Source organism: Streptomyces sp. UH6, assembly GCF_013421635.1.
In the GTDB taxonomy this organism is placed as follows: Bacteria; Actinomycetota; Actinomycetes; order Streptomycetales; family Streptomycetaceae; genus Streptomyces; species Streptomyces abyssomicinicus.
In genome coordinates this window covers 1-10,926 of record NZ_JACADT010000093.1, presented here as the reverse complement: position 1 = coordinate 10,926, position 10,926 = coordinate 1, and the positions used below count along the sequence as shown (strand labels likewise).

Below are 10,926 nucleotides of genomic sequence, written 5' to 3'. Positions count from 1 at the left end.
GATCCCGAGGATCCAGAGCAGTACGGTCATCACACGCTTTCGATGTCGGTGCCGGTGCCCGTGCCGTTCCCGGCGGACGTCGGCGGGAGGAGGGCGCGCAGCGGGGCGGTGTCGGGGAGGTCGGCGAGCGCGGCGGCGACGGCCGCGTCGAGGGCGTCGGCCGCGGTCTCCGGGTCGCCGGGGAGGACCACGGTGGCCGACTCGGACCAGGAGAACTCCCAGTTCAGCAGCCCCTGGTTGCTCAGTTCGGAGATCACCCAGGTGCGCAGGAGGCCTTCCAGCGGCGAGCGGACGAACTCGCGGAAGGCGCGGCCCTGCGCGGCGGACGCCTCGTCGGAGAGGGGGAGGCGGCGGGCGAGCTGCCAGAGGCGGCCCTCGTCGATCACCTGGAGCAGGGCGGGCAGGGTCGGGGCCTCCTTGGTGTAGAAGGCGAGGGCCCGGTGCAGCGGCGTGTCCAGCTCCGAGAGGCGCGCGGTCATGCCGGAGTTGAGGACGTCGGACCAGTCCGCGGCGCGGCGGAAGCCCAGGAGTTCGTCGGCCAGGACGGCCGGCTCCAGCGCGGCGGCCACCCCGCGCGCGTCGCCGAGGATGTCCAGGGCGGCGCCGCGGCCGTCGTCGGCGCGGCCGTCGTCCGGCAGGGACTCGACGGCGTGGACGCGTTCGGCGATCGGCGGGTGCGAGTCGTAGGGGGAGCGCTCCGGCTCGGGGAGCTCGGCCCGCATCTCGGCGAGCTGGAGTTCGCGGGCGCTCAGCATGTCGCCGAAGCCGCCGAAGAAGGCACCCTGCGGCGGCATGGTGCGGGCGTCGAGACCCAGGGTGGCGTAGCGCTCCAGGTAGAAGTCGTAGGCGTTGGCGAGGACCGGGATCTCGCGCAGGGCGGAGGCGGTGGCGTCCCGGCCGGCCAGGCGCGCGGCGTTGCGGTCGGCGGCGAACTCCTGGCCCCGGCCGGTCGACAGCGAGGCGCGCAGGAAGAACTTGCCGTACCAGGTGTAGATCTTCGCCATGGCCCGGTAGGTGGCGCCGGCGCCGGTGGTGTCGATCTCCTTGGCCTTCTTGCCCTTGGCGACCCGGCGGGCGGACTTCTTCTCCTGCTCGGCGCGCTCCTGGGCGACCTTCTTGTCGGCCTTCTCGTGGAAGTGGGCGATGGTGCGCTGGATCTGCCGGCGGCCACGGGCGACGACCGGGCCGAGGCGGGTGTCGCCACCGACGTAGTGGCCGTACTCGTGGGCGAGGACGGAGCGGAACTGGGCCTCGCTCAGGCCGGTGAGCAGCGGCAGGCCGATGCTGAGGCTGCGGCGGCCGGGAAGCAGGCCGCCGAGGCGGGGGTGCTCCATCACGGACGCGTTGACGTCGGCGGTGAGGACGATGGCGTCGGGGGCGCGCGTCCCGGCGGCCTCGGCCAGTTCGCGGACCACGGCCCACAGGCGGGGCTCGGCCTCCTCGGTGAGCGGGACGCCCGGGGGCTCCTCGAGCTTCGGCAGCCGGAGCATGAACATGCCCCGGATCACGGGGACGGCGAGCACGACGGAGACCAGCCAGACCTTGCTGGTGACGCTGCTCGGGGCGTAGACGGCGGCCCAGTCGACGGCCGCCAGGACACCGAGCAGGACGAGACTGAGCAGCTGGAATCCCGCGAGCAGGATCAGGGCGCGTACGGCCCGCAGCGTGGAACTCATGGAGCTTCCCTACACATCACGGAAAGAGGGCAACGGGGGCGACAGGGCGGAGCGACGGGGCGGAGAAGGAAAGCGGAGAAGGAAAGCGGAGAAGGAAATCAGAGAAGGAAAAGGGCATGACAAGGCGCGGCCGGGGCCGTTTGTGGGGGCAGCGGATTATGACGCACCGCCGCCCCGAACCGCAAAGGTGTTCGGGGCGGCGGGCTCCGGATGACCGAGGGCGGAGACCCTGGGGTAACGCCTGGTCAGCGCAGCAGTGACGCCGGGCTGCCGCCGTTGGCCTCGAAGCCGGCCACGGCGAGGGCACGGTAGACGGCGTACTCGGCCGCCGGGTCCTGGCTCAGCGTCCACGGCAGCGCGCCCACGTGCCCGTCCACGTGGATCAGCTGGCCCATCGCCTCCGACCAGCGGGAGGAGTTGACCAGGAACCAGATCAGCAGGTGGCGCACGTGCGGCAGCACCGCGTCCTCGGGACGGGCCTGGCCGGCGGCGTACAGCGCGCCGTGCATCGCCTTGGTGACGACCTCGCTCTCGTAGAGGTTGGCCACCAGGGTGAGGTCCTGGAGGTGCTCGAAGACCGCGAACAGCGGGAGCGCGGAGAGCAGGGAGCCCTGGGGCGCGCGGGCGGCGGCCGCCTCGGCGAAGGAGTAGGCGAGCTCACGGGAGCCGTACCACTTCTCGCACCAGTAGTGCAGCGCGGCGAGGTGGGCGCCCATGTGGTGCGGGGCGCGGTCGAGCAGCTTCAGCCAGAGCTGCTCGAACTCCTCGCGGGAGTAGCCCAGACCGCGCGCCACCGACAGCTCCGTGATGTACGGGACCGGGTCGCCGGGGGCGAGGAGGGCGGCCCGGCCGCAGGCCTCCTTCGCCTCCTCCATGATGATCCGGAACTCGTCGCTGCCGGGGGTCGCGGTGCGCCACGCCTGCTGGACCAGGAACTCCGCGTGCACGGCCGCGCCGCCCGGGTCCTTGGGCTGCTCGGTCCGCCAGACGCGCAGCCACTGGCCGCCCGGGGTCCGGGTGGGGTCACCGGCCGGCTTGCGGGCCAGCTCCAGGGAGGCCGCGCCGGCGAAGGCCTGCACCCGCTGCCAGCGCCGCTCGCCCTCCGTCTCGGTGCCGGCCAGCAACTGGGCGGCCGCCCGGTGGTCCTCGGTGCGCTGCACCAGGTCCAGCACGTCCACCAGGTCCTGGTCCGGGCCGGGCAGCCGGACGTCCAGGTTCTCCTGGCGGAGGAAGCCGTACGCCGCCGGGTCCGCCGCGTCGGGGTCGCCGGGGCGGGCCAGCGCGATGCCGCCGGCGGCGTTCCTGCGGCGGTAGATCGACGCCACGACGAAGCCGAGGAAGGCGACGGCGAAGAGCACCCAGATGAATTCCATGCCACCAGCGAACCAGACGGGGTGGGGGTGAGGCCAACGTGGGGGCGATCTTGGCCCCGCCCCGGGCGGAGGACCCGAACCCGGAGCACCCGGCCCGGCCGGTGTCGGGTCCTGTCGGGTCCTGTCGGTGTCGGGTCCCGTCGGGGTCGGGCCGGTGTCCGGTCCGGGTCGGTGTCCGCTCAGTCCGCCGTCGTGTAGCCCGCCGCGCGCAGGGCGCGGTTCACCTCGGCACAGTGCTCGGGGCCCTTGGTCTCGAGGTGGACCTCCACCTCGGCCTCCGCGGGGCCCAGGTGGGGAGCGGTACGGCGGTGGCTGACGTCCAGGACGTTGACGTCCATCTCGGAGAGGACGGCCAGCAGCGTCGCCAGGGAGCCGGGGCGGTCGGTCAGGCGCACCCGGACGGCGAAGTAGCGGCCCTGCACCGACATGCCGTGCCGCAGCACGCCCTGAAGGAGGACCGGGTCCACGTTGCCGCCGGAGAGCACCGCGACCACCGGACCGCGGAACGCGCCCGGGTCGGCGAGGAGGGCCGCCACCGGGCTGGCCCCGGCCGGCTCGACCACCAGCTTGGCCCGCTCCAGGCAGTGCAGGAGCGCTGCCGACAGCTGGTCCTCGCCGACCGTGCGCACCTCGTCGACCAGATCGCTGACCAGCGCGAACGGCACCTGGCCGGGCTTGCCCACCTTGATGCCGTCGGCCATCGTCACCGGGCGGGGCACGGCCACCGGGTGGCCTGCCGCCAGGGAGGGCGGATAGGCGGCCGCGCCCTCCGCCTGGACGCCGACGATCCGCACGTCCGGCCGGAGCGACTTCACCGCCACCGCCACCCCGGCGGCGAGACCTCCTCCGCCCATGCCGACCACGATCGTCCGCACCTCGGGGCACTGCTCCAGGATCTCCAGGCCGACCGTGCCCTGCCCGATGATCACGTCGGGGTGGTCGAAGGGGTGGATGAAGACGGCGCCGGTCTCCTCGGCGTACGCCGTCGCCGCGGCCATGGTCTCGTCGACCACCTGGCCGTGGAGTATGACCTCCGCGCCGTACTCCCGGGTGGCGCTGATCTTCGGCAGGGGCGCGCCCTTCGGCATGAAGACCGTCGCCCTCACGCCGAGCAGCGAGGCCGCCAGCGCGACGCCCTGCGCGTGGTTGCCCGCGCTGGCGGCGACCACACCGGCCGCCCGCTCCTCCGGCAGCAGGCCGGCGATGCGGATGTAGGCGCCCCGCAGCTTGAACGAACCGGTGCGCTGGAGGTTCTCGCATTTCAGGTGCACCGGGGCGCCCACCAGCCGGGACAGGTATCTGCTGCCCTCCATGCCGGTGACCCGCGCGATGCCGGACAGCATCTTCTGGGCGCCGCGCACGTCGTCGAGCGTGACGGGCTGCAGGGCCGCGGTCGTGCGGTGGTTCATGCGCCCAGTCTCGCAGGCGGAGCCTTCCGCCACCCGTCCTGTGGAAAACCGGCGGGCCGCCCCCGTGCCCCGGGCGCGGAGCACACCTGTGCACACGGGTTTTCCACAGGGTCGTTACGTGCCGGTGTCAGTCCGCGTAGCCTGTCCCCCATCACCGGCCCAGATCGAAGTGAGCTTCCGGCCATGCCCACTGCACCCGACCTCTCGACGGAGTCGATGGACGTGACGACCCCCGACGACGACGGTCTCCTCGAAGCGCTCCAGTACCAGATGGCACTGTTCGCGCGCCGTGCCGAGCAGACCCGGCTCGGTGCCGTCGGTCGGCTGCGCGACTCCATGGACCGTGCGGCGTACCTGCTTCTCCACCGGCTCGAACAGGAAGGCCCGATGGGCGTCAAGGCGCTGGCCGCCGGGATGGGCATCGACTCCTCCACGGTCACCCGCCAGGTCGCCCCGCTGGTCGAGGCCGGGCTGGTCCGGCGGACCTCGCACCCCGAGGACGGCCGCGCGGTGGTGCTCGACCTGTCGGCCCGCGGCCGGGGCCGGCTGGAGGAGGTCCGGGAGTCGCGCCGTCAGCTGATGGCGGAGCTGACCGACGACTGGAAGGAGGAGGAACGCCACGTGTTCTGCACGCTGCTGACGCGGATGAACGACGCGTTCTCCGACCGGATGATGCAGTCGGGCGGCCGTTCCGCCGCCGAGTCCTCCGACGGGCCGTCGGACTCCTGACGGCCCGGCCGGGGGAGGGACGTCCGGGCGGGCGCACCACCGGTGCACCGCCCGGCACGACGCCCGGAGGGCCGGCCCGCGGTGAGGCCGGCCCCACGAGGTGACTAGCCCAGGGCCTGGCGCAGGTCCTCGACGAGGTCGTCGGCGTTCTCGATGCCCACGGACAGGCGCACCAGGTCCGCCGGCACCTCCAGCGCGGAGCCCGCCGCGGAGGCGTGGGTCATGCGGCCCGGGTGCTCGATCAGGGACTCGACGCCGCCCAGCGACTCGCCCAGCGTGAAGACCTTGGCGCGGTCGCAGACCGCCACCGCCGCCTCCTCGCCGCCGGCCACCTGGAACGACACCATGCCGCCGAACGCCCGCATCTGCTTGGCGGCGACCTCGTGCCCGGGGTGCTCGGGCAGGCCCGGGTAGAGCACCTTCGTCACCTTGGGGTGACGGCTGAGCATGTCGACGACCTTCCCGGCGTTCTCCGAGTGACGGTCCATCCGCACCGCCAGCGTCTTGGTGCCCCGCAGCACCAGCCACGAGTCGAACGGCCCGGCCACCGCGCCCATGGCGTTCTGGTGGTAGGCGAGTTCCTCGCCGAGCGCCTGGTCCGCGGTGATCAGCGCGCCGCCGACCACGTCGGAGTGGCCGCCCATGTACTTGGTGAGCGAGTGCACCACCACGTCCGCGCCGAGCGCCAGCGGCTGCTGGAGGTACGGCGTGGCGAAGGTGTTGTCGACGACCAGGCGAGCCCCGCCGTCGTGCGCGATCTGCGCGGCGGCGGCGATGTCGGTGATGCCGAGGAGCGGGTTGGAGGGGGTCTCCACCCAGACGGCCTTGGTCTTCGGGGTCATCGCGGCGCGCAGGGCGTCCGGGTCGCCGCTGTCCGCCACGGACCACTCCACGCCCCAGCGGGAGACGACCTTGGCGAAGAGGCGGAACGTGCCGCCGTAGGCGTCGTTGGGGATGACCACGTGGTCGCCCGGCGCGAGCAGGGTGCGCAGCAGGCAGTCCTCGGCGGCGAGGCCGGAGGCGAAGGCGAGACCCCGGCGGCCGCCCTCCAGGGCGGCGAGGTTCTCCTCCAGGGCGGTGCGGGTGGGGTTGGCGCTGCGGCTGTACTCGTAGCCGCCGCGCAGGCCGCCGACGCCGTCCTGCTTGTACGTGGAGACCTGGTAGATGGGCGGGACCACGGCACCGGTCAGGGGATCGGCGGTGTTGCCCGCGTGGATCGCCAGCGTCTCGAAGTGCTCGCTGAAGTGCTTGTCACTCATGCGAACCGAGCGTAACGGGTCTTCGCGGGACACCACGCCGCGGTGACGCCCGTACGGCCCCCGTGCCGCTCGACGGGCGGGATCGGCCGGGGAAACCTAGGCTCGGAACCGGATCGTTGTCGAGGTGGGCCGGAGGCGACATGCCGGGGGCCATTCGGGCCGAGGGGCTGGTGAAGACCTTCGGGGACGTGCGGGCGCTGGACGGCGTGGACCTGGACGTTCCCGAGGGGACCGTGCTGGGACTGCTCGGTCCCAACGGCGCGGGGAAGACCACCGCCGTGCGCTGCCTGACGACGCTGCTGCGGCCGGACGCCGGCAACGCCGTGGTCGCCGGGATCGACGTGTTGAAGGACCCCGACGCCGTACGGCACAGCATCGGGCTGTCCGGCCAGTTCGCCGCCGTGGACGAGTACCTCACCGGGCGGGAGAACCTGGTGATGGTGGGCCGGCTCTACCAGATGGGCCGTCGCGACGCGAAGGCCCGGGCCACCGAGCTGCTGGAACAGTTCCACCTCACCGACGCGGCGGACCGCATCACCAAGAACTACTCCGGGGGCATGCGCCGCCGCCTCGACCTGGCCGCAGCGCTGGTGGTGCGGCCGCCGGTGATGTTCATGGATGAGCCGACCACCGGCCTCGACCCCCGCAACCGGCTCCAGCTGTGGGACGTGATCAAGGACCTGGTCTCCGGCGGCACGACGCTGCTGCTGACCACCCAGTACCTGGAGGAGGCGGACCACCTCGCCCACGACATCGCGGTCGTCGACCACGGCCGGGTGATCGCCCGGGGCACCTCCGACGAGCTGAAGGCCCGTACCGGCGGTGAACGGGTGGAGGTCATCGTCCGGGCCCGGGAGCTGATGCCGGAGGCGGCCGCCGTGCTCACCCGGGTCGGGGTCGGCGAGCTCGCCACGGAGGAGCACACCCGCAGGCTGACCGTCCCGGTGAGCGGCGGTCCCAAGCTGCTGGCCGAGGTGATCCGTGAGCTCGACGCCCGGGGCGTCGAACTGGACGACGTGGGGTTGCGACGCCCCACCCTGGACGACGTGTTCCTCTCGCTGACCGGTCACATGGCCGAGGCGGCGGCCGCCGAGGAGGAGGGAACCGCATGAGTGCCGTCGCCGGGACGCAGACCGGAGGGGGAGGGGGGCGCCGCCCCGTCGCGGGCCGCGGGAGCGGGGTGCGGCAGTCCTGGCGCGACTCGCTGATCGTGGCGCGGCGCAACCTGATCCGGATGACCAGGATCCCCGAGATCGTCCTCTTCGGGCTCATCCAGCCGGTCATGTTCGTCGTGCTGTTCACCTACGTGTTCGGCGGGTCCCTGATGGTCGGCGGGTCGACCAGCGCCGCGGACTACCGGAACTTCCTGATGGCCGGCATCTTCGCCCAGACCGTCACCTTCGCCACCGCGGGCGCGGGCGCGGGCATCGCGGAGGACATGCACAAGGGGCTCATCGACCGCTTCCGCGCCCTGCCGATGGCCCGTGGCGCGGTGCTCACCGGGCGGACGCTGGCCGACCTCGTGCAGACGGCGCTGACCGTGCTCATCCTGGCGTCCGTCGCCCTGCTGCTGGGCTGGCGGGTCGGGACGAACGGCGACACCGACGCGTTCCGGGTGGCCGCCGGGTTCGGACTGCTGATGCTCTGCGGCTACGCCTTCACCTGGATCGGCGCGCTGATCGGCCTGTCGGTGCGCAGCCCCGAGGCGGCCACCAACGGCGGGCTGATCTGGCTCTTCCCGGTGACCTTCATCTCCAACGCGTTCGTCGACCCGTCCAACATGACGCCCTGGCTGCGGCACATCGCCGAGTGGAACCCGTTCAGCGCGATCGTGCAGGCCTGCCGGGTCCTGTGGGCCAACCCGGGACGGTCCACCTCGGACGCCTGGCCGATGCAGCACCCGGTGTGGGCGTCGCTGGTCTACTCGGTGGCGATCATCGTGATCTTCCGGACCCTGTCGGTGCGCAAGTACCGGTCCGCCACCGTGTGAGGGACGCGCGGCGGCGCGGTACGGCGCACCGGGACCCCCGGGCCGACGCCCGGGGGTCCCGTCGTTGGATCGCGTGTCCTGCGCGTCCGGCGGCTCAGCCCTTGTACGGCTCGGCCTTCAGGATGCGCACGGAGGCCTTCTTGCCGTTCGGCAGCTCGTACTCCGCGTCCTCACCGACCGCGTGGCCGATCACGCCCTTGCCGAGCGGGGACTGCGGGGAGTACGTCTCGATCTCCTCGCTGGCGTACTCCCGGGAGGCGAGCAGGAACGTGAGGGTGTCGTCCTCGTCGCCGTCGAAGGCGACCGTGACGAGCATGCCCGGAGCGACCTCGCCGTCGGCGGCCGGCGCCTCACCGACCTGCGCCGACTCCAGCAGCTGCTGGAGTTGCCGCACCCGGAGCTCCTGCTTGCCCTGCTCCTCCTTGGCGGCGTGGTAGCCGCCGTTCTCCCGCAGATCGCCCTCTTCGCGCGCGGCCGCGATCTTGGCGGCGATTTCGGTGCGCGCAGGACCAGTAAGGTACGCAAGCTCGTCCTTGAGCTTGTTGTACGCCTCCTGGGTGAGCCAGGTGACGTTCTCGCTGGTCTGGGTCACAGGTGCTCCTCGTCCGTACTGGGAATACAAAGCAACGCCCTACCCAGAAGAATGGTCCCTCATGGGTGGGCGAAACCACGAGCCTAACAATCGCGCCGCGAAAGTGGGAGGAGAAATGCCCGCCGGACGGCGGGCCGCCGCCGGCCGGGCGGACGCCGTCAGCCGGTGTGGCAGCCCAGCAGCTCGGCGGTGGTGCCGCGGCTGGTGGTGCGCAGGGTGACCGTCTTGAGCACGCGGGTGGAGTCCTCGTCGAAGCGGAAGTCGGCGCGGCCGACCTCGGCCCCGCTCTCGGCCTGGGAGCGGACCGTGCAGTAGCCGGTGACGCCGTCGTCCTTGAAGACCTCGAGCTCGACCCGGACCGAGTCGTCGGCGGTCCTGAAGGTGATCAGCTGACCGCTGATCTCGCTGCCGCCCACGTGGTGGAAACCGAACCAGGCGACGACGGCGACCAGCAGGACGCCCAGCACCGCGCCCACGGCCTTCAGGGTGCGGTCGGAGCCGCGGTCCCCGGCCGCGTCCGCGGCACGGCCGTAACGGCCGGCGGGCGGCTGCTGCCCGGTGGGCTGCGTGTTCGCCGTGCTCATGATCGGTCCTTCCGGGCGGGGGCGGAGGTCGGGTCCGGACCCCGGAATCAATCGTCCCCCGATTCCGTCACTATAGAAGGCGCGGATGGGACCCACCCTCACCGGGGACCGCTCGCCCACGCGTGTGCGCCGCCCGGGCGCCGACCGATCTCTGAGGATTGAGCCTTGACCGAGCAGCTGCGACTGATGGCAGTCCACGCCCACCCCGACGACGAGTCGAGCAAGGGCGCCGCCACCATGGCCAAGTACGTGTCCGAGGGCGTGGACGTCCTCGTGGTGACCTGCACCGGCGGTGAGCGCGGTTCGATCCTGAACCCGAAGCTCCAGGGCGACACGTACATCGAGGAGAACATCCACGAGGTGCGCCGCAAGGAGATGGACGCGGCGCGGGAGATCCTCGGCGTGAAGCAGGCCTGGCTCGGCTTCGTCGACTCCGGCCTTCCCGAGGGCGACCCGCTGCCCCCGCTCCCCGACGGCTGCTTCGCGCTGGAGGACGTCGACAAGGCGGCCGGCGAGCTGGTGCGGCAGATCCGGTCCTTCCGGCCGCAGGTCATCACCACGTACGACGAGAACGGCGGCTACCCGCACCCCGACCACATCATGACCCACAAGATCACGATGGTGGCCTTCGAGGGCGCGACGGACCTGGAGAAGTACCCCGAGTCCGAGTACGGGCCGGCCTTCCAGCCGCAGAAGCTCTACTACAACCAGGGCTTCAACCGGCCGCGCACGGTGGCGCTGCACGAGGCGATGGAGGAGCGCGGGCTGGAGTCCCCCTACGGGGACTGGCTCAAGCGGTGGGACGAGTTCGAGCGGGTCGAGCGCACGCTCACCACGTTCGTGCCGTGCGGGGACTTCTACGAGACGCGGGACCGGGCGCTGATCGCGCACGCCACGCAGATCGACCCCGACGGCGGCTGGTTCCGGATCCCGCTGGATCTCCAGCGGGAGATCTGGCCCACCGAGGAGTACGAGCTGGCGAAGTCGTTGGTGACGACCTCCATCCCCGAGTCGGACCTCTTCGCGGGCATCCGGGACAATGGCTGACATGAGCGCAAGCGCAAGCCTCCTGGTTCTGGCCGCGGAGGAATTCGACAAGGACAAGGTCACCCCGGGCGTGCTGGGGTTCATCGTCTTCGCCGTCATGGCGCTGGCGGTGTGGGGGCTGATGAAGTCCATGAACAAGCACATGGAGCGGGCGAGGCGGGTGGGGCTCGAGGACGAGGCCGAGGCCGCGTCCTCGGCGCCGGCCGCGTCCTCCTCCAAGGAGTAGGACCGGGCTCCCGCCGCCGCGCGGGGCAGCCGCCCGTGCCC

General features: G+C 72.2%; 11 protein-coding genes. 5 read left to right on the top strand and 6 right to left on the bottom strand.

Annotation, left to right across the window (positions count from 1 at the left end):
• Positions 1-29: 29 nt before the first annotated feature.
• From HW445_RS08375 to ilvA, 3 genes are all read right to left on the bottom strand, one after another.
• On the bottom strand, positions 30-1,676 hold the full coding sequence (locus HW445_RS08375; RefSeq protein ID WP_180220389.1) for a M48 family metallopeptidase: 1,647 nt from the start codon (positions 1,674-1,676) through the stop codon (positions 30-32).
• A 245-nt stretch (positions 1,677-1,921) separates the two neighbouring features.
• Entirely contained in the window at positions 1,922-3,049 is a 1,128-nt protein-coding gene (locus HW445_RS08370; RefSeq protein WP_180220388.1) for a hypothetical protein, read from the bottom strand.
• A gap of 179 nt (positions 3,050-3,228) precedes the next feature.
• Positions 3,229-4,458 (bottom strand): threonine ammonia-lyase, encoded by a 1,230-nt coding sequence (gene ilvA, locus HW445_RS08365; RefSeq protein WP_180220387.1) that lies wholly within the window; start codon positions 4,456-4,458, stop codon positions 3,229-3,231.
• A gap of 183 nt (positions 4,459-4,641) precedes the next feature.
• On the opposite strand from ilvA, the gene HW445_RS08360 reads away from it, so the two are divergent.
• The gene (locus tag HW445_RS08360; protein WP_257230928.1) at positions 4,642-5,187 is read left to right on the top strand and encodes a MarR family winged helix-turn-helix transcriptional regulator; all 546 of its coding nucleotides are present in this window, start codon (positions 4,642-4,644) and stop codon (positions 5,185-5,187) included.
• Positions 5,188-5,291: 104 nt separating this feature from the next.
• On the opposite strand, the gene HW445_RS08355 is transcribed toward HW445_RS08360, so the two are convergent.
• Positions 5,292-6,446 carry a cystathionine gamma-synthase gene (locus tag HW445_RS08355; protein ID WP_180220386.1) on the bottom strand — a complete coding sequence of 385 codons (1,155 nt, stop codon included), beginning with the start codon at positions 6,444-6,446 and terminating at the stop codon, positions 5,292-5,294.
• Between the two features lie 140 nt (positions 6,447-6,586).
• On the opposite strand from HW445_RS08355, the gene HW445_RS08350 reads away from it, so the two are divergent.
• Both HW445_RS08350 and HW445_RS08345 read left to right on the top strand, forming a co-directional pair.
• On the top strand, positions 6,587-7,558 hold the full coding sequence (locus HW445_RS08350; protein ID WP_180220385.1) for an ATP-binding cassette domain-containing protein: 972 nt from the start codon (positions 6,587-6,589) through the stop codon (positions 7,556-7,558).
• Complete coding sequence (locus HW445_RS08345; protein ID WP_180220384.1) at positions 7,555-8,436, top strand: ABC transporter permease; 882 nt, start codon at positions 7,555-7,557, stop codon at positions 8,434-8,436. Before HW445_RS08350 ends, HW445_RS08345 begins: the two co-directional genes overlap by 4 nt.
• A gap of 94 nt (positions 8,437-8,530) precedes the next feature.
• Here the strand turns inward: HW445_RS08345 and greA are convergent, their stop codons facing one another.
• Positions 8,531-9,028, bottom strand: a complete 498-nt coding sequence (greA, locus tag HW445_RS08340) for a transcription elongation factor GreA (RefSeq protein ID WP_180220383.1) — start codon at positions 9,026-9,028, stop codon at positions 8,531-8,533.
• A gap of 158 nt (positions 9,029-9,186) precedes the next feature.
• Positions 9,187-9,612: a DUF4307 domain-containing protein gene (locus HW445_RS08335; RefSeq protein ID WP_180220382.1), complete on the bottom strand. Its 426-nt coding sequence runs from the start codon at positions 9,610-9,612 to the stop codon at positions 9,187-9,189.
• 165 nt (positions 9,613-9,777) lie between these two features.
• On the opposite strand from HW445_RS08335, the gene mca reads away from it, so the two are divergent.
• Together mca and HW445_RS08325 are read left to right on the top strand one after the other, a co-directional pair.
• On the top strand, positions 9,778-10,659 hold the full coding sequence (gene mca, locus HW445_RS08330) for a mycothiol conjugate amidase Mca (RefSeq protein ID WP_180220381.1): 882 nt from the start codon (positions 9,778-9,780) through the stop codon (positions 10,657-10,659).
• On the top strand, positions 10,652-10,885 hold the full coding sequence (locus tag HW445_RS08325) for a hypothetical protein (protein WP_180220380.1): 234 nt from the start codon (positions 10,652-10,654) through the stop codon (positions 10,883-10,885). The genes mca and HW445_RS08325 overlap by 8 nt, the downstream gene beginning before the upstream one ends.
• Positions 10,886-10,926 lie beyond the last annotated feature (41 nt).